Origin of the sequence: Streptomyces sp. NPDC050147 (genome assembly GCF_040660195.1) — a bacterium.
Taxonomy (GTDB): domain Bacteria; phylum Actinomycetota; class Actinomycetes; order Streptomycetales; family Streptomycetaceae; genus Streptomyces.
Window position 1 is genome coordinate 36,152 of the sequence record NZ_JBFALJ010000032.1, and the last position, 17,143, is coordinate 53,294.

Consider the following 17,143-nt stretch of genomic DNA (forward strand, 5'->3'; position numbering starts at 1 on the left):
GATGGGCTCTCCAGGCACAGGGGACAGATCGTGTGCGCAGGGCCGGGCTGCCCGGCTCCCCTTCACCGCCCGGCCCGCAGGGTGCGGGACGGGTGGATCAGGCAACCGCCAGAGGAGGCGTCAGGCCGCACAGGCCAACTGGCCTGCGCGCGGGCAGGTGTAGCTGCCGGGGTCGGCCGGGGTGCCGTCGTAGCACTCCAGGCAGGATCCGAGGGTCTTGAGCGGTACTGGCGCAGAGCACTTGTTCCGTTGCTGCCGTATTCCTGTGGCCACGTCCAGGCGATGGGTCGCTGACCTGCTATGTGTGAGGGAGCGAATTGGGGCCCTGAGACCTTGGGGCATAGGTTGACGGCATGGTGGAGGGGGCGAACTCCGCGGCGCAGACCATGCCGCAGGAGCAGCAGAGAAGGGGGCGGCATGCCGCCCGGAGGAAGAAGGACAAGGGCGGGCTGGCTCGTTCGTCCTTGTTGATGGCTGTTGGCACGGTGGTGTCACGGGCGACGGGACTGATCCGCCAAGTGCTGCAGGCCGCAGCGCTAGGAACGGGCTTGCTGGCCAGTACCTACAACACGGCGAATACCGTGCCGACGAGCCTGTACACGCTGCTGATCGGTGGCGCGCTCAACGCTGTGCTGGTGCCGCAGCTGGTCCGGGCCAGGGCAACGCAGCCCGATGGCGGACGCGCTTACGAGCAGCGTCTGGTCACGCTCGTGGTCTGTGTACTGGGTGTGGGGACGGCGCTGGCGGTGTGGGCGGCGCCGCAGATCGTGGGCTTGTACATGCGGGACACCCCGGACAGTCACGAGGCGTTCGAGCTCACGGTGACGTTCGCGCGGTTCCTGTTGCCGCAGATCTTCTTCTATGGGCTCTTCAGCATCTACGGGCAGGTGTTGAACGCTCGCGAGAAGTTCGGGGCGATGATGTGGACCCCGGTGCTGAACAATGTGGTGCTGGTCGGCATGTTCGCCGCCTATCTGGGGCTGATGACGGTTCCCGACCGGGTGGAGGACATCACCGCCGACCAGGTGCAGTTGCTGGGGATCGGGACGACGGCAGGTATCGCCGTGCAGGCCCTGGCACTGATCCCGTTCGCGCGGGCGGCCGGGTTCCGGTTCCGCCCGCGGTTCGACTGGCGGGGCTCCGGCTTGGGCAAGAGTGTCCACGCGGCGAAGTGGACGCTGCTGTTCGTCTTGGCCAACCAGGTCGCCCTGACGGTGGTCACGAACTACGCCAACGCCGCCGACCAGGAACTGCCGCAGGCCGGCGCGGGTTACTCGGCGTACACCTACGCGCAGACCATCTGGATGCTGCCGCAGTCGATCGTGACGGTGTCCCTGGTGACGGCGTTGCTGCCACGGATGAGCCGGGCCGTCGCTGAGGGGCGCATCCCGGATCTGCGCGCGGACCTGTCCCGGGTGCTGCGGATCAGTGGCGTGGTCATTGTGCCCGCCGCGTTCCTCTTCCTCGCTCTGGGGCCGCAGATCGCCTCGCTGCTGTTCGCCCACGGGGCGGCAGACGCCGAGTCGGTTCGACCGCTGGGGTACATGCTGCAGGCGTTCGGACTCGGGCTCATCCCGTTCTCCGCCCAGTACCTGCTGCTGCGCGGCTTCTACGCGTTCGAGGACACGCGCACTCCGTTCTTCATGGCGGCTTGGATCGCGGGCGTGAACATCGCCCTGGCCACCGCGTGTCATGTGCTCCTGCCCGCCCGCTGGGCGGTCGTCGGGATGGCCGGCGCCTACACCCTCTCCTACGTGGCCGGTCTCGCGCTCACCGCGCGTTTGCTGCGCAGGAGGCTTGGGGGCCGCATCGACGACGGCGGCCTGCGCCGCACCTACGTGAAACTGTTCTGCGCTGCGGGCCCGGCGGCTGGGCTGGGCTGGGCTGCAGCGCGTGCGTGTGCGGGCCTGGGAAGTGGAACGTGGCCTACGGCCGTCGCGCTGGCTACCGGGGCGCTGGCGACAGCCGTGGGGTACCTCCTTCTCGCCCGGCTGATGAAGGTCAACGAGTTGCGTCGCCTGCCCGGGATGCGCTGAGTCCAGGCAGACGGTGCGAGGAGGCGCGCTTCATGGACGGTCCGGCGCGCGTCCGGCCGGGTATCGGCCACTTGCCAGCGCGGTCTCGATCCAGATATTGGTGCGCTGGCGGGTGGGGGCCGTATCAGGTCCAGGGAGAAGATCCAGAGCTCGGCGTCCTCAAGGGAGCGGCGGGCGAGGGACACGGTGACCTCCAAGGGAGGGCCGGGCGTCCGGTCTCTGCTGACCGGGCGGGGAAGGGGCCCCACAGGGGGCAGATGCCGCTGGGGTGGTTACGAACGGGTGGGCTCCCAGGCTGCGTATGAGGGAGACAACCCCCCATGCCGTTCACGTAGGTTGCACAGAACGGACCGCGCGATGTCGGCGATCTCTTACTTGTCACCCGCTACAAGGGTTCGTCTCAAATTGTTCGTCTCAATAGTGGTGTCACTGTTCATCTGACGTGTTCATCGCTTACCGCCCTACTGACCGGCATGTCGCTGAAGCACCGGGCGGAGTTCCAAGCTCGCTCTCAACGCATCCCGTGCGCTTGAGTGAGGGCATGACAGTGAACAGTCCGCAGCATCCTGCGCCCTTGGACCAGCAGGAGACGATCAAGCTCTTCCTCGCTCGTTCGAAGCGGAAGAACGAGACGGTGCCGATCCGCCACTCTTTCGTCCAGCGTGGGTCTCGGGGAGCTACGAAACCTGGCCCCTTGTCGCAACTGGTACGGCGTAACCAGTCACGAGCTTTGGACCTCTATCTGCTCTTGAGTGCTGTGACCGGAGCAGGGGACTACTCCGCGACCGACTGGGCTGGGAATTGGGCACGTTCACTCGGCCTCTATGACGAGAAGTCCGGAGCGACAGCGGTGTCCCGGGCTTGGAAGACCCTCAAGGACCTGAACCTGGTGGCATCCGCCCGGGGCGAGGAAGGTAAGGCAAAGATCACCAAGCTGCTGGAGGACGGCAGCGGTGCCCCCTACCGGCCCCCCGCCACCGGGGACTTCTACTTTCAGCTGCCCTTTTGGTACTGGCGCGACCAACTCAACGAGAAGCTCACGCCCCCGGGCAAGGCCATGCTTCTGATCGCTCTGGACCTACGGAACGACGAGTTCGCTCTCGTTCAGGACAGAATCGGCGAATGGTACGGGTTAGCCCCTGAGTCAGTGCGGAAGGGCGTGGACGAACTGATCCACAACCAAGTCCTCCTCCGACCACGGTACGAGTGGTTTTCCACCCTCCGCTCAAGGACCGGCAAGGCAGCCCGCCCGCTCTACCAGTTCGCGCTTGAGTACACGCCCCCCGGCCTCAAGAACCACGCCTCAGCACTCTCGGCGGAGTAACCGCTCCCCGAGTTCACCACCGCGCTGCCCTCCACGGCTGCAACCAACGAGAGGGCAGCGCGGCACATACCCCCGGAATCCCGGGAGTAAGGAGGTTGCCGTAATGGCTACCTGCGAGACTGATGGTAACCAGCAGGGGGAAAATCAACGTCCCTTGCATCCGCTCTCTCTGCGGCGCAGGACCGTACGTGCCGTACTGATCATCCTCATCGTTTTCGCCTGCCAGGTCTCGGACAACGCGGCTGTGATGGGAAGCGTCGGCCTTTGGCTGAGTGTCCTTCTGTCGCTGCTCCCGCTTGACCAACGCATCTGTGCCAGGAAGCAGCACCGCCTCACGCTCCGGCGTGAGGCGGTGCTCATGCCCCGGGCCTGATCCACCGGGAGGGGCTGCCCCCGACTTTCGTATGGGACAGCCCCTCGCACGCCCAGGAGCGCGGCCGTCTGCTGAGCTCCTCACGCCAGTGCGCCGATCGCGGCGAGGACCAGCAGAGCGAGCGCGGCGAGGATGGTGTCGACCGCGCGGGCCAGGTGCTCGAACTTGGCGACGGCGATGAGGGACAGCGACCTGACTCGGGCGATGCGGGTGTCCTCACCGATCGCGGCGAGCAGGGCTTCATCGCTCAGCTGCGCCCAGTGGGGAAAACCCTCGCGGACGGTACGGCCCTTGCCTCCGAGGTTGGGGCGCACGACCAAGAGCAGCAGCACGGCGGCGGCCGCGAGCACGAGGGCGGCGCCGCCGCCGGCGAGTTGGGCGGGCAGCGGCAGCTTCTTGTCGGCCAGGCTGGCGAGCCCAGCCAGGACCGCACCGTCGAATGCCAGGAGCAGCGATGCCTTGCTGTCGGTGCGGCTGATCTTCGCTTCGACGTCGTGACAGGCAGCGTCCAGATTCTTATCGAACGCGGGCCGGGGCACGACGTCGGGACTGGGGGCGAGGGCCATGTCGGTTCCCTTCCGGCCGGGCTGTCCGGCTCCCCTTCACCGCCCGGCCCGCGGAGTGCGGGACGGTGGATCAGGCAGCCGTCAGAGGAGGCGTCAGGCCGCGGCGGCCAGTTGGCCTGCGCGCGGGCATGTGTAGCTGCCAGGGTCGGCCGGGGTGCCGTCGTAGCACTCCAGGCAGGATCCGAGGGTCTTGAGCGGGATACAGCGGTGATACCGCCTGAAGCACGATGGGCAGGTCTGTCGTTTGGCCATCGCCCGGTCGAGCGCGACCTCCTTGGCGAAGGTCATCGGCCGTATCGGCCGCGCCTTGTCGATCTCGTACAGCCATGCCTTGCGCTTGCCGCCCCGGCACTCGATCGCGGCGACCGGTTCCTGGCCGCCGGGCCGTAAGCGCCGCTCCCGCAACTGCCGCCGGGTGGCCAGGCCCTGAGGAGCCTGCCGCCAGCGGTAGACGGGGAAGTCGTCACTGTCGTAGAGGTCGATGTCCCGGACGGCCGGCGGGGACGTCGTTTCAGCGGCGGCGGCCACGGTTGTGCCCGCGGCCGGTGTGGATCTGCACCCTGGAGCGGCCCCGGGCTTGGACGTTGATATTGCCGCCGCCGGAGGAGCCGCTGAACAGCATGATGAGGACGACGCCGCCCAGCAGGACGGCCGCGAGGATCGCCAAGGCCTTGAGGAATGCGGCCAAGGCGAGAATGAACTGCCCGATGAAGTAGAGGGCAACCGCGGCTCCGGCGACGATGACCGTGCCCAAGGCGACCTTGACGAGCAGCGGCGACACCAGCGGGTCGGGGGCCGGGGCGGGCGGCGGCGTGTAGTAGGCGACGTGCTGGCCGTTGGGGCCGGGCACCATGACAACGCCGTCGATACCGGCGGTCGGCGGGTAGACGACCGTGTTCTGGGGGAGCGGGACCACCTGCTGGCCGTACACGGGGGCGGGCGGCTGCCCGTACTGAGGCGGCAGCGGCGTCGGGTAGTAGGTGGGCTGGGGCTGCTCGCCGTAAGACGGCATGATGGGTCCTCTCCTCGATGGGGAGCTCGGGCGGTGTCATTTGGCGTGAGTTCGCCCGGGGAGGCTTCGGCCTCTTCACCGGCTCTCGGGGGTGCTTCTCTCATCCCCGAGAGCCAGTGGAGCCGTCGAAGCACGACGGTCGGTGGTCAGTCGGTGAGCTGGCTCCATCGCGTGGGCAGTAGCGCCTCGTGTCGCAGCAGGATGGTGGGCGGATGTTCGGGGCCTGCCAGGGGAAGCAACGGGACCGGCTCCGGGCCCCGGTGGGTGAAGTCGAAGTCGATGTCCATGGTGTTCTCCTCTTCGTCGGTCATGAGGGTTCGGTCTCTGCAGTCGTCCGGTCCAGCTGGGCGCGTACGGCGCGGATGCGGTCGCCGCCCCAGGTCTCGCCCATGTTGTAGCGGCGGCCGATGTCTGCGGCGTTGAGGGATTCGCCCCGCTGTATTGCTTGTTCGATCGCCAACTCCGCGTCCGCGCGAGCTTCTCTTCGTCGGGCCCGGGGAATCCGCTCCCGGCGCTGGGCTGTGTGGCGAGGTCGAACGGTGGTGACGGACTGCTTCCTGGCGATGAACCCGACCATGTCCACGGACAGTTCGAACCATTCGCTGCCGCCGATGCGGTCGCGGGCGAACTTCTGGTGCAAGGCGCGTTCCAGGCTGGGGCCGCCATGCAGAAGCAGCACGACCGCCTCTTCGCGCAACGACAATGCACGTACGCGGGCCGCAAGCCCTCGCGTGTGCCCGATCTTGACGCGCCCTCCGTTGAGGAGGAAGTACACCAGCGCGGGGTGCCGCGCGCCGGTGGGCAGAACTGCGGCGGTGGCGCTGTCGATGATGTGCGCGAGCTCTTCGGGCAGCGGCCGGGCGGTGTTGTAGTGGTCGGCTCGAATTTCGACCAGCGCGCCCGCCAGAAGATCGGGTACGACGGCGAGCGCGACGGCGATTTTGTGTTCCTCACACAGCTGCAGTGGTTTGGCCAGGGTCACAGGGCGGGGGCAGACACCGCTCTCCGTGGCCACCGAGCACTGTTCGGCCGTCACGCGCTCGCGTCCAGGTCGAGCAGACCGTTAGTGATCTCCTCGTTCAGGACGTCGGCGATCTCCTGGAGAGTCTCCGTCTTGCCGGTGAGGCCAGCGGCCTTGAGCGAGCGGCGCGAGACCTTGCCGGACCCGGCGCGGATGATGCCGCGCGCGAGGTCCCGGGCTTCGGCGAGCTTGATGTCGTCGATATCCGGGCGCGCAGCCGGCGCCTGGTGTTCACGGGCGCGGGGGCTGGTCCCTTGAGTCCGGCTCGCCTGCGGGTAGCGGTCCTCCGCGAGGGGGCCCGAGGTGCCCGTGCGCTGAGGTCCGGGGCCGGGCGCGGGGGCCGCCGTCTGTCCGGTGGTCCCCTGCTTGTCGTTGTGGTCCCCCTCGGTGGCCCCCGTGGGTGCGGGGTGGTTGTCCTCGGCGGTGATGTCAGCGGGGGCCTTCACGGTGCTGGTTCCCGGTGTGTGGGCGCGCGCGGCGGCGGTCTTGGTCGGGCGGGGGCCGGTCTCCTCGCTGGTGGCCGAGCCGGGCAGTGCTGCGGTCCGCGCGGGAGCGGGGGCCATGCCCTCTGGGGCGGGGGCCAGGTCGGGGGTCCTCTCGGCCGAAGTGGGGGCCGCAGCGCCCTGTTGGTCCCCGCTGGCGGCGGAGGTGGTCCCCGTGAGCTCCAGGGCGAGGTCCAGCATCCCGCCGCGCAGGGGCCACAGCTTCTCTGCGGGGGCCTTACGACGCCAGCTGCGCCCGTACTCGGAGCGGAGGTCCCCGACGGTCTTACGGCGGTGCTTCTCGAGGACCAGGCCGGTCCGGTAGGAGCGGACCTCCCAGAGGACCATCCGGCGCCAGATGCCGAACGTGCCGGCGGGGGAGAGGAACCAGCGGCTGAGCCGGATGCCGTCCATGCGGCGCTGGCTGGTCATGCCGGTGCGGCGCCGGACGGCGTGCCGGACGCCCTCCATGAAGGCGATGAACAGCAGCGGCATCGCGGCGTGCATGCCCTGCCCGGTCACGCGCTCATGCCAGGGCAAATCGGCATCAACTGCCGCCATGTTGAACCAGATTGTTGCTGCCGTGAACGCCCAGGCGAGCCATCGCAAAGGAGCGAGAGGCATATCGAGCTGCTCGAGCACCAGGTCGACCACCAGGAGGGCGAGAATGCCCAGGTCAACGCCGATTGGGACGATCCAGGAATGGGTTCCGAAGCCGTAGTCCTTGGCGACGGCGTCGACAGCGGCGAAGGAGCCGTATCCGCCGAGCCCGGCCAGGCCGGCGAAGAAGACTCCGGCGATACCGATGGCCCATTTCTGGGCCCGGCTGAAGGGTGGCGGCGCCTCAAGATGGCCTGCCATATCGGTTACCTTCCGTAGTGTTCGGGGGAGTGTCCGGCGCACACCACACAGCGCGCAAACCGGGATCAATCGTTTGTGTGCGGGGGTGCACACCGGAAAATCCCTAAGGGGAGGAGGGGGGCGAACAGTGCGGTGTGCGCTGCTCGCCCCCTCACGGGTTTGGTGACTGTCAGTTGCCGTCTTCGAGCGGGGAGCGGATGAGGTCGTACGATCCGTAGCCGTCCTCGGAGTCGTCCTTGGCGATGACGCCCTCGTCCAGGAGCTGCGTCTTGAGGCGGTTCCACCAGTCGCGCGCGCCCTTCAGGTCGACCCGCATCCACAGGTCGTTGAGCTCCTTGGGCTCGAAGCTTCCTTTGCCTTCGCGCACCCATGAATCGAGACGCGCAAAGATGGCGGACCGGGTTTCCTCGGGGGAGAGCTTGGCGTCGTCGGACACCGGGTCCGGCAGCTCGAAGACCGGGCTGTCGTCGGCCGGGGCCTCGATCTCCGCCTCCACGCTGAGGTGCTTGTAGGCGCCGGGCTCGGGGTCGGCGGCCAGGATCTGGCGCAGTTCCTCGTCCAAGTCCTCGGTCTCCTTTGCGAGCAGTTCCGGGTCGACCTCGATGTCCATGTCGTCGTCCTCCTCGTGCTCGCTGTCGTCACCGCCGTCGTCGTACGCGGAGTCCGGGTCCGCCGCCGGGGCGGCGGGCACGGCCAGCGGCTGGGGGAACGATCCAGCGCCCTCGGTGTCGCCCTCCAGGAGCGGGGTGGTGTAGACGGTGCGGTTGGTCCACAGCGCGCCGAACGCGGTCGCGGTCGTCTCGTCCATGGGGGTGCGCACGTTCATGCCCGCGGTGACGGCGGCCGCCAGGGTGGGGCGGTCGGCGTTGTAGGTGCGGGCGGTCACCGCCCAGCGGTCTTCGGCGATGCCCATCCCCGCCGCGTACAGGTAGCCCGGCTTCCTGTTGGCCCAGCCTGGGAAAGCGCCGGCGTCGATCGCCTCGGGCGGCAGAACGTACTGTGCTTCCGACCCGTCGGACAGGCCGTAGGCCATGCCGGCGGGGTGGTTGGAGCGCGCGGTGGTGTCCATCTGGTCGTGGGTGGCGCGCTGGATGGAGGAGAGGAACCATCCGCCGGTGGAGCGCAGGGTGCGCAGTGTTTTGCCGTAGGCGTCGCCGTCGGCGAAGTCGGCGGCCTCCTCGCCGATGATCAGGAGGAAGTTCAGGCCGCAGCCCGGCTTCCACTTCGACAGGCCCTTGGCGGCGAGGTATTCGCCGCGGGCCTTGATGACCGGGCCCATCTGCTTGAAGAAGCGGCGGGCGTCTTTCTCGTTGGTGATGACCATGTCGGCGGCGTGCCGCACGTGCCCGTAGTCCTGCATGAACTTCGAGCAGTTGATGACGATGACGGAGACCTCGGTGCGGGTGGCGGCCTCGGTGACGATGATGCTGTTGCCGACCGTCTTGCCCGCGCCGTTGACGCCCTGGGCGACGCAGTGTTCGACGTTCTGGCCGCCCTCGACTTCTTGGGGGTCGTTGAGGATGCCGGGCAGGTTGAGCTTGAGCGTCTCGCCGTCCTCGTAGCGTCCGAGGCTGATCGGCAGGTCGCCGAACCCGGCGCCGAACGCGGACGGGCCGGGCCAGGCGACGCCCTCTTTGAGGAGGTCGGCGACCTGGACCCGGACGGTGATGTCGGAGTCGTCGTCATCGTCGACGGTGTGCGTGATGCGGCCCCGGCCGAGCTTGAGCGCGGATGTCATGGCGGGGATGCGGCGGGCGAACTCTTCCGCCGTCGCCCCGTCCTTGGCCTCCACCTTCGCGACGACCGTGCCCTTGCCGTTGGACTGAGCCTCCTTCAGCTCGTGCTTGGCCAGCCCGATCTCGGATTCGAGCTTGGCCCACTTGCCCTCGCTCTTCTCGCCCGAGCCCTTCTTGTACAGCGCCGACCACAGGTGGTTGGCGATGCACAGGCCGGACCCGGCGAGCAGCCAGGTGCTCAGCGTGGCGCCCTCCACACCCACCACGGTGCCCAGGGTGATCCCGGCGGTAGTGGCGATGGAGTTGACCTGGTGGAAGTAGCGGACGTCCTTCTCACGCTTGGCCTTGACGTCCATGTGGTTGATGAACTTCGACAGGGCCGCGCCGGTCCCGGCCAGGCCGAGCGCGGCGAGCGCCAGGGAGGCCGGGGTGGTGGCGAGCAGCATGTGGGCGCTCTGCGCGACGATGCAGCCGCCGACGTTGATGCCCCACGGCCCGCCGTAGGTGACCCACGCCTTCTTCGAGGCTTCCTGCTCTTCGGGGGGCCGGGTGTCGATCTTTTTCGACCGGGAGGAGATACGGCGGGCCATCACGCGGCCTTCCCTGATTCACCGGGCCTGCCAGCGGCACCGCGGGGCTTGTCACCGATGGAGAACCCGGGCTTCTTCTTGCCCTTGCCCTCGCGCGCCTTCTTCTCCGCCTCGACCTCGGGCTGGATGAAGTGCTTCACGAACGACGCGTACATCTTCACGCCACTCAGGCCCAGGACCTTCGCAGCCGAGGCGCCGCCCTTGAGGTGGGCGCCGACCAGCTTGGCGCGGATCTTGGACTGGACGCCGAACGTGTACCACTTGCCCTTGTACTGGGCGAGGATCGCGCTGATCACGTCGGCGTCCATGGCAACCCGCATGTGCAGCTCCAGACCGAGCGCGCGCAGGATCCGGGCGTACTGGTACAGGTCACGGTCAGTCTTGAACTCCATCTTCTCCAGCTGCTTGACCAGCTGAGAGAGGTTCGAGCCCAGCTTCTCGCCGCTGTCGCTCTCGCTCATGACGGGGTGATTCCTTTCAGTGAGGGGGTGGTGCGGGGGCGGGGGCTGTCACCTCCCCGCGGCCCCGCACTTGCCGGTGCGGAGCCACGGGCAAGCGGCACACGGTCACTTGCTGCTTGCAGTGCTGTTGTTGGCGTTGGAGATCGCGGCGCCGATGCCGGTGCCGATGCCGTCGATCGCGTTCGCGAGCGGCGACGTCGCCAGGGCGTAGCCGCACACGAGCGCGGCGATCAGGACGCCCGCCTGAATCTGGGAGCGCCAGAACAGCCAGGTGCCGAAACCGGCGAGCAGGAAGAGAGGCAGAGAGATCACGAGGTCCTCCAAGGACGGGGAGTCGGGGAAGTGCTCTCCAGCCGCGAGGGCCGAACAGAGCGGGGATGCGGGCTCCTTCGCTCTCCACCGCCACCGCGCCGCGCGGGGCGGGCCGGTGGCGACTGGGCAACGCAGGATGCGGGTCGGGTCAGCGGGCCAGGAGCACCGCGGTGATGACGATGAACGGGCTGGACATGCCGAGCAGGTAGATGAACCTCATGTCGCCTCCTTACGGAGGGAGTTGGGTCAGGCAGCGGCGCGGTCCTGGTGGCGGGCGGCGCCGCGCTTCATCGGCTGTCGCGGTTGGTAGAGCGGGCGTCCACCGCGCTCTCCACCGCCCACCGACCGACCCGAAGTCCGGGCGGCGGGCGACTGGGCAGCGCGGGGCTGCGAAGTGCTTGGGGTGTTGCGGTGCGCGGCCTTCTGCCTTCCGCGCTGGCCACCTTTCGTCCGGGAGGTGGCGTGCCCGCGACCACTGGCTCACCCGCCGGGTCGTGCGATGTGCCGCTTACCGGCTGGGGGTTGTCGTCGCGCTACCGCCGCAAGGTTCTGCGGGGGAGGGTGATCGCTCGGCCCACGCGGCAGCCGAAACAGACATGGTCTGCCTTGCTGCCGCTCCGTGGCACGAAGAAGAGTCGCTCTCGCTTCCCCGCCTCGCGCCGCCGTTCACGGTGACCGGATTCGTGGCTCCGGTCGGCCCTTCTGACGCATCCGACAGCCCCGCAAGGACTGGAGTCCGGTCACCCTTGCCGCAACACCCGGCCAGTTGCCTGGTCAGGGGCGGTAGTCGTCACCCGGCGTAGCGTCTTCGGTTCTCAAGGGACAAGCACTCCCCGGTCCGGCTGCGTGGTGCTGGTGCGGCTTTTCCGGGAGCTAGGCGGTCGGTGGATCTGGCCGCTTCGACCGCCGCCACCGAGGTGGCGACGATGGGAACCGTCAGAGCCGGGAGGCTGTGGTCAGGCCGCGAGCGGCAGAGGCGCCGCGGTGGCCGCCGGCGTGATGCGCAGCTGCGGGGCGTAGGGGAGGAGCACGTCGACCAGGCGCTCGCGCACCAGCTCGGTAGCCCTCGGGTCGGTGGCGGCGATGTCGCGGGCGGCGAGCATCCGGTTCTCGCGGGCCTCGATCACGGCGACGGCCGCGGTGATGTCCAGGCCATCCAGCTGCTCGTGAGGGAGGAGGCCGGCCTCGTACATCTCCAGCGGCGTGCCGAACGCGACGTCCAAGTCGAGGTCGGCGAAAGGGGGGAGCGGCACCTCGACCGCCTCCAGGAGCGCGAGCGTCTCAGCGTCGAAGGACTCGGTGGCGAGGCTGGCGGCGGGGCGGCGGGTGACGTTCATGGGGTGGTGCTCCTCTCGGTAGCAGCGAGTTCGGGAGGCATCCCGAGCGCGGTAGGGCATGGCGAAGCAGCACCTCTTCGGCGCTTCTGCACTTACCTCGTTAGCGAGGTTCGGCACTGCCTTCAGTAGAGCGAAGCTCGTTAACGATGTCAAGAAGTACGTTAACGAGGTACGCTCTGGCGAACTTCCAAACGGATCAAGGCGCCCACGTCAGCCCCTCGGTAACTGGCAGCCGTAGGATCGTTAACGAGGTAAGGAGATGTATGGCGAGTGAGACGGGCGCGCGGCGACCCAAGTACCAGCGGATTGCGGACGACCTGAAGGCGGCAATCGAGTCCGGCGAGTACGGCCCCGGTGATCGCCTCCCAGGGGAGAACGCGCTCGCAACTCAGTACGACGTTGCTGGACTCACGGCCCGCCAGGCCCTGAAGATCCTCCGCATCGAGGGACTGGTGGAGACGAAGAAGGGTGCCGGGGCTCGGGTGATCGAGTTCCGCCCGATCCGGCGTCACGGCATCCAACGGCTCGCTCGCGCACAGTGGGGTGCAGGCAAATCCATCTGGTCCGCGGACGAGGAACGACCGGCGACGATTGGTGTCCGTGTCGACACCTTGCCTGCCCCGGCGCACATCGCCGGCATGCTCGAAGTGAACGAAACTGACCTGGTATGTGTACGGTCCCGCCGTTTCGCGCTTGAGGATCGGCAGGTAATGCTCGCCACCTCCTACCTGCCGCTCGACTTGGTCGAGGGAACCGCGATCATGCGCGTCGACACTGGTGATGGCGGTACGTACGCCCGCCTTGCTGAACTGGGCCACGGACCTGCTCACTTCCGCGAGGAGATCCGCTCCCGACTCCCCACAGCCCAAGAGGCCGAAGGGCTTGGGATGCCACTGGGACGGCCCGTTATCAAGCTTTGCCGCACCGCCTTCGACGCAGACCTTCGTGCAGTCGAGGTCAACGAGATGACCATGGACAGCGCCGCGTACGTCTTGGAGTACGCATTCGATGCCTAAGATCTTCAACTCGCCCACAGCAGGCTCCCTCTGACGGTTCGTCTTGTGGGGTCAATCACACCGGCGTCAGCGGAAACGGAACATCACAGAGGCTTGTCGAAGCCCGTACGCACTTCCATTCACGGGTTTTCAACATCCACGTACACATGGGATTTGGGGCCCGCGTCCTAGGCTCGCGGGCATGGCGATCACGGAGGGGCACAGGGTGGGGAAGCATCGGGCGGGGTGGCGACCGGACCGGCTGCGCGAGCAGCGGGAGGCTCACGGCCTGACCTTGGAGAAGGCCGGCGAGCGCCTACGTGAGATGGCCGAGCAGGCCAAGCTCAAGGGCATCCCGGCCGCCAACCCTCAGACCCTGTGGCAGCACGAGCAGGGCGAGGTCTACCCGGGCCCGCACTACCGCCGCGCCTACTGCCTCCTGTACCGGGCGACCGAGCCGGACTTGGGATTCCGCACGGCGTTGCCGGGTGAGGAGAGCAGCTTCAAGCTCACCCCGGTGGATGACCGCCTCAACGGCTCGCAGGTCCTGGCCGTGGAACGCGCGGTCCACCGGATCGCTCCGGGTAGTGGGGACGCCGACCATTTCTCCCTGCAGCAGCGCATCATCGATGCCTGGAAGCGTCGGCACACCGGCGGCGACCCCCATCGGCCCGTCCTGATCCTGGTCGGCGGCTTCGCCGGCAGCGGGAAGACCGAGTTGGCGCGCTTCTTCGTCCAGCTCACCGGCTGGCCGCTGCTCGACAAGGACCCGCTGACCCGGCCGCTCGTGGAGAAGCTGCTGGTGGCATTGGGCGGGGATGCAAACGACAGGCACACCGATCTCTACCGAGAGAAGGTCCGCCCGGTGGAGTACGACTGCCTCATGCAGTCGGCCATGGCCAACATCCGGTGCGGGATCAGCACCGTCCTGTCCGCGCCCTTCGTCGCAGAGATGACGGATGAGGCCTGGATGCAGCGCCTGTCCAACCGCGCCGCGTCCATGGGTGTCGACGTCTTCCCGGTCTGGGTGCGCTGCGATGAGGAGTCGATGCACGAGTACATAACCTTCCGGAGCGCGGCTCGGGACGCCTGGAAGCTCCAGCGGTGGGAGGAGTACGTAGCCACGATCGACCTCGAGCTGCGCCCGGCGATGCCGCACCTAGTCGTCGACAACCGGATGGGCGCTGCGGTGTCCCTGGCCGATCAGGCCCGGCATGCGATGGGGGCGGTGTACGCGTGAGCCGGAAGCAGGGTGTTGTCCTGTATGGCCCGCCCGCGTCGGGCAAGGACACCGTCACCGCGGCGCTCGCCGGTCTGGACCCCCGGTACGCGCAGTTCGCGCGGCTCAAGGTCGGGACAGGTAAGAGCGCGGGCTACCGGATGGGCACAGCGGAGCAGCTGCACGACCTCGAGGCCGCGGGCTCTGTCGTCTACGCGAACTGCCGGTACGGCAATACCTACGTTATCGACCGGCCGGGCCTGGACGACGCGTTCGAGGCCGGTGTGCCTGTGGTGCACCTGGGGCAGGTCGACGGCATTCGGGTGCTGGTCGACGGCTACCCGGCCGACTGGTCGGTCGTGCTGTTGTGGTGCTCGCGTGAGGTGACAGCTCAGCGGTCCGCGGGGCGGGGGGACCCCGACACCATGGCGCGCCTGACGGCGTGGGATGCGACCCGCGAGGATCTGGACTCGCACCCGGACGTCACCTGGGACCTGACCGTGGACACCACAACGGCAGCACCGCAGGATGTGGCACGGCTCATCGACCAGCTGCTGATGCGGCAGGCCGGAGCAGGGACGGCATGAGCGCTGGCTACGACTGGGCGAGCCGGTTGAGGGCGTCGGTGAGCGTGAGCTCGCAGTCGTCTTTGACGTCGTTCCACCGTGCCAGCGTGGATGCGGCCGCGCGCAGCATCTCCGGTGGGAGGCCGGCGGCCGCGAGTGCGTCGGCGGCTTCCTCCAGCTCCGGGCCCCAGCGCCAGGCGCGCGAAGCCGTCTTGGCGACGTACTCCGGTTCGGCGAGATATGAGTCGGAGCGCCGTGAGGCGACCTCGATGAGCTCCTGGTCGACGCCGTGTTCGTGCGCCATGCCGACTGCGAGCGCCACCAGGACTCGCGACGTCTTCTGGAAGCTGGCGTATGCCAGCTTCAGCGCGGATGCCTTTCCGATCTCCGTGCCCAGCACTGCCGTCCGGACGGCAGTGCCTGCGAAGAGCGTCTCGATCCTCTGGGTCGCGGCGTGCGGGCCGGACAGGTACAGGGTCGGGGTCTTGCCGCGCACGGGCGGGGAGCCGATGACGCCGCCGTCCACGACGGTCGCGTCCGGTCCGAAGCATGAGGCGATCCGCTGCGCACGCTCGGGGTTGATGGCGTTTGCTTCCACGTACACGCCGGTGAAGCGGTGCCCGGCGACGTCTCGGGCGAGGTCCTCTGCTGCGGCTGGCGGGCAGAGGCTGATGACGATGTCGCTGCGGTCCAGCAGTTCGGCCAGCGTGGCCACCGGCGTCAGGCCGAACTGGTCGGCGCGCGCCGCGGATGCGGGACTGCGCCCGGCTTTGCACCACAAGGTCTCAGACGCGTTGCCCGCGGCGCAGGCCGCGACGGCGGCGCCCATGCTGCCGGGGTGGAGGATGCCGACGGCCGGCTGGTCCACAGTGCTACTCCGTCTCGTTGAGCAGGATGGCGATGGCGTCGACGACGTCATCGACGACGTGGTGCGCGGCAGGGAGGCCCTCGGGCCAGGGGCGGCCGCGCAGCCAGATGGTGTGCAGGCCTGCCTGGTGGCCGCCGCCGATGTCGCCGCCCGGGTTGTCGCCGATCATCCAGCCGCCGTCGGTAAGGCTGACGCCGCAGCGGGCGGCGGCGAGTTCGAACAGGCGCCGGGCCGGCTTACGGATCTCCAGGTCACCGGAGACCGCAACGCCGTGCACCAAAGCGGTGAGGCCGGTCGCGGCCAGCTTGGCGCGCTGGATGTCGGAGGCGCCGTTGGTGACGATGCCGATCGTCCACGCGGCTGCTCGCAGCCGCGCCAGTGCCTTGAGCACCACCGGTCGGCACGTGGACGCGGCCGCCATGAAGGCGACGTACTCCTGCCACAGGTCCGCGGCCGAGATTTCCAAGCCGAAGGCTTCTCGCAGGCGGGCGAAATCTTCGACGTTCGCGCGGTCGGCGAGTGCGGTGCGCAGCTGCTGCTCAATGGAGGCATCGAAACCGTGCGTGCGGCACAGCCTGGAGATGGCGTCGGTGAGCGCGCTCTGCCGAGCAACGAGTGTGTTGTCCAGGTCGAAGAGCGCAAGCGGCATGAGCTGGACACTACCGAGGCACGGCCTACCGCTGTCCACGGGGTGCTCCGGTCGGGCATGTGCGGCGTTGGCGGGAGGGATTGCTGATGGCGGAGAGGTTCGTTCACTGCGCCGGAAGGACTGAACTCACTGCGAAGCAAGCCGAGCTTCTCCGACGTGTGGACCCTCGGTACACCGCATCCGGGATCGATGGCTTCGCACGGGAGCAGTGGTGCGAATTGTCGAATTGCCATGATGGCGTCCTGCACCACAGCGAGGTGGCTTCGTTCCAGGAGGACCACACCAACTGGTGGCTGCGCTGGGATGAAACCCGGCACGAGTTGCTGACACAGGCCATGTGCCCGGTTGAGTCCGGCGCTCCTCACGCGGTCGACACCTACCCCTGTGGGCTCTACGAGGGGCACCCCGGCCAGCACGGCTGGGAGATCAAGGACCCGGATCTGTGCGCGCACGCCGCTCTTGGTACGCCGGTGCTGATCTCCGAGGGGGTCTCGCACGACAACCGGTACATCGCTGTCCTTGAGGCTCCTTGCCTGGGATGTCCCGAGCGGATGGTCCAAGTCAGCGCCGTCGATCCGACGCGCGCGCGGCCTCCGGAGCATCTGGGTGCCCGGACCAGCCAGTGGTCGTTGTACGGGGAGGAGGAGTGATCGTGCTGACCCGCACCGGCCGAGGCACATGTTCCCCTCCGAGTCGCGTTCCGTTTCAGAGATCACTTCGTGTATCTTTTCCGGA

18 protein-coding genes are annotated in these 17,143 nt (G+C 68.2%); 6 read left to right on the forward strand and 12 right to left on the reverse strand.

Annotated features, from left to right (window positions below; translation table 11 throughout):
* Window positions 1–353 precede the first annotated feature (353 nt).
* Window positions 354–2,036 carry a murein biosynthesis integral membrane protein MurJ gene (gene murJ, locus AB0I94_RS35945; protein WP_363313970.1) on the forward strand — a complete coding sequence of 561 codons (1,683 nt, stop codon included), beginning with the start codon at window positions 354–356 and terminating at the stop codon, window positions 2,034–2,036.
* Window positions 2,037–2,610: 574 nt separating this feature from the next.
* Window positions 2,611–3,360 carry a hypothetical protein gene (locus AB0I94_RS35950; protein ID WP_363313971.1) on the forward strand — a complete coding sequence of 250 codons (750 nt, stop codon included), beginning with the start codon at window positions 2,611–2,613 and terminating at the stop codon, window positions 3,358–3,360.
* 453 nt (window positions 3,361–3,813) lie between these two features.
* Here the strand turns inward: AB0I94_RS35950 and AB0I94_RS35955 are convergent, their stop codons facing one another.
* From AB0I94_RS35955 to AB0I94_RS36000, 10 genes are all read right to left on the reverse strand, one after another.
* Window positions 3,814–4,299: a Pycsar system effector family protein gene (locus AB0I94_RS35955; protein WP_363313972.1), complete on the reverse strand. Its 486-nt coding sequence runs from the start codon at window positions 4,297–4,299 to the stop codon at window positions 3,814–3,816.
* A 93-nt stretch (window positions 4,300–4,392) separates the two neighbouring features.
* A complete protein-coding gene (locus AB0I94_RS35960; RefSeq protein WP_363313973.1) occupies window positions 4,393–4,827 on the reverse strand; it encodes an RRQRL motif-containing zinc-binding protein in 435 nt (144 codons plus the stop codon).
* Window positions 4,811–5,311, reverse strand: a complete 501-nt coding sequence (locus AB0I94_RS35965; protein WP_363313974.1) for a hypothetical protein — start codon at window positions 5,309–5,311, stop codon at window positions 4,811–4,813. The genes AB0I94_RS35960 and AB0I94_RS35965 overlap by 17 nt, the downstream gene beginning before the upstream one ends.
* A 146-nt stretch (window positions 5,312–5,457) precedes the next feature.
* The gene (locus tag AB0I94_RS35970) at window positions 5,458–5,622 is read right to left on the reverse strand and encodes a hypothetical protein (protein WP_363313975.1); all 165 of its coding nucleotides are present in this window, start codon (window positions 5,620–5,622) and stop codon (window positions 5,458–5,460) included.
* Window positions 5,619–6,347 (reverse strand): GIY-YIG nuclease family protein, encoded by a 729-nt coding sequence (locus AB0I94_RS35975; RefSeq protein WP_363313976.1) that lies wholly within the window; start codon window positions 6,345–6,347, stop codon window positions 5,619–5,621. The genes AB0I94_RS35970 and AB0I94_RS35975 overlap by 4 nt, the downstream gene beginning before the upstream one ends.
* Complete coding sequence (locus tag AB0I94_RS35980; protein ID WP_363313977.1) at window positions 6,344–7,675, reverse strand: DUF2637 domain-containing protein; 1,332 nt, start codon at window positions 7,673–7,675, stop codon at window positions 6,344–6,346. Before AB0I94_RS35980 ends, AB0I94_RS35975 begins: the two co-directional genes overlap by 4 nt.
* Before the next feature lie 169 nt (window positions 7,676–7,844).
* Entirely contained in the window at window positions 7,845–10,001 is a 2,157-nt protein-coding gene (locus tag AB0I94_RS35985) for a hypothetical protein (RefSeq protein WP_363313978.1), read from the reverse strand.
* Window positions 10,001–10,462: a hypothetical protein gene (locus AB0I94_RS35990; protein ID WP_363313979.1), complete on the reverse strand. Its 462-nt coding sequence runs from the start codon at window positions 10,460–10,462 to the stop codon at window positions 10,001–10,003. The genes AB0I94_RS35985 and AB0I94_RS35990 overlap by 1 nt, the downstream gene beginning before the upstream one ends.
* A gap of 105 nt (window positions 10,463–10,567) precedes the next feature.
* The gene (locus AB0I94_RS35995; RefSeq protein ID WP_363313981.1) at window positions 10,568–10,774 is read right to left on the reverse strand and encodes a hypothetical protein; all 207 of its coding nucleotides are present in this window, start codon (window positions 10,772–10,774) and stop codon (window positions 10,568–10,570) included.
* Between the two features lie 956 nt (window positions 10,775–11,730).
* Window positions 11,731–12,111, reverse strand: coding sequence for a hypothetical protein (locus AB0I94_RS36000; protein ID WP_363313982.1), 381 nt, complete (start codon window positions 12,109–12,111; stop codon window positions 11,731–11,733).
* Window positions 12,112–12,374: 263 nt separating this feature from the next.
* On the opposite strand from AB0I94_RS36000, the gene AB0I94_RS36005 reads away from it, so the two are divergent.
* The 3 genes from AB0I94_RS36005 (at window position 12,375) to AB0I94_RS36015 (ending at window position 14,912) form a co-directional block, all read left to right on the forward strand.
* Window positions 12,375–13,127 (forward strand): GntR family transcriptional regulator, encoded by a 753-nt coding sequence (locus tag AB0I94_RS36005; protein WP_363313983.1) that lies wholly within the window; start codon window positions 12,375–12,377, stop codon window positions 13,125–13,127.
* Window positions 13,128–13,308: 181 nt separating this feature from the next.
* Window positions 13,309–14,346 (forward strand): AAA family ATPase, encoded by a 1,038-nt coding sequence (locus tag AB0I94_RS36010; protein WP_363313984.1) that lies wholly within the window; start codon window positions 13,309–13,311, stop codon window positions 14,344–14,346.
* A complete protein-coding gene (locus AB0I94_RS36015; protein ID WP_363313985.1) occupies window positions 14,343–14,912 on the forward strand; it encodes a guanylate kinase in 570 nt (189 codons plus the stop codon). The genes AB0I94_RS36010 and AB0I94_RS36015 overlap by 4 nt, the downstream gene beginning before the upstream one ends.
* Window positions 14,913–14,919: 7 nt before the next feature.
* Here the strand turns inward: AB0I94_RS36015 and AB0I94_RS36020 are convergent, their stop codons facing one another.
* Together AB0I94_RS36020 and AB0I94_RS36025 are read right to left on the reverse strand one after the other, a co-directional pair.
* Window positions 14,920–15,759 carry a DUF1932 domain-containing protein gene (locus AB0I94_RS36020; RefSeq protein WP_363313986.1) on the reverse strand — a complete coding sequence of 280 codons (840 nt, stop codon included), beginning with the start codon at window positions 15,757–15,759 and terminating at the stop codon, window positions 14,920–14,922.
* A 4-nt stretch (window positions 15,760–15,763) separates the two neighbouring features.
* Window positions 15,764–16,408, reverse strand: coding sequence for an HAD family hydrolase (locus AB0I94_RS36025; RefSeq protein ID WP_363313988.1), 645 nt, complete (start codon window positions 16,406–16,408; stop codon window positions 15,764–15,766).
* A 257-nt stretch (window positions 16,409–16,665) separates the two neighbouring features.
* On the opposite strand from AB0I94_RS36025, the gene AB0I94_RS36030 reads away from it, so the two are divergent.
* The gene (locus AB0I94_RS36030) at window positions 16,666–17,058 is read left to right on the forward strand and encodes a hypothetical protein (protein WP_363313989.1); all 393 of its coding nucleotides are present in this window, start codon (window positions 16,666–16,668) and stop codon (window positions 17,056–17,058) included.
* Window positions 17,059–17,143 lie beyond the last annotated feature (85 nt).

Coding starts and splice junctions, on each gene's coding strand:
- murJ (WP_363313970.1), top strand. CDS start 354: ATGGTGGAGGGGGCGAACTCCGCGGCGCAGACCATGCCGCAGGAGCAG.
- AB0I94_RS36025 (WP_363313988.1), bottom strand. CDS start 16,408: ATGCCGCTTGCGCTCTTCGACCTGGACAACACACTCGTTGCTCGGCAG.
- AB0I94_RS35955 (WP_363313972.1), bottom strand. CDS start 4,299: ATGGCCCTCGCCCCCAGTCCCGACGTCGTGCCCCGGCCCGCGTTCGAT.
- AB0I94_RS36010 (WP_363313984.1), top strand. CDS start 13,309: ATGGCGATCACGGAGGGGCACAGGGTGGGGAAGCATCGGGCGGGGTGG.
- AB0I94_RS35985 (WP_363313978.1), bottom strand. CDS start 10,001: ATGGCCCGCCGTATCTCCTCCCGGTCGAAAAAGATCGACACCCGGCCC.
- AB0I94_RS35980 (WP_363313977.1), bottom strand. CDS start 7,675: ATGGCAGGCCATCTTGAGGCGCCGCCACCCTTCAGCCGGGCCCAGAAA.
- AB0I94_RS35970 (WP_363313975.1), bottom strand. CDS start 5,622: ATGACCGACGAAGAGGAGAACACCATGGACATCGACTTCGACTTCACC.
- AB0I94_RS35990 (WP_363313979.1), bottom strand. CDS start 10,462: ATGAGCGAGAGCGACAGCGGCGAGAAGCTGGGCTCGAACCTCTCTCAG.
- AB0I94_RS35965 (WP_363313974.1), bottom strand. CDS start 5,311: ATGCCGTCTTACGGCGAGCAGCCCCAGCCCACCTACTACCCGACGCCG.
- AB0I94_RS36005 (WP_363313983.1), top strand. CDS start 12,375: ATGGCGAGTGAGACGGGCGCGCGGCGACCCAAGTACCAGCGGATTGCG.
- AB0I94_RS36000 (WP_363313982.1), bottom strand. CDS start 12,111: ATGAACGTCACCCGCCGCCCCGCCGCCAGCCTCGCCACCGAGTCCTTC.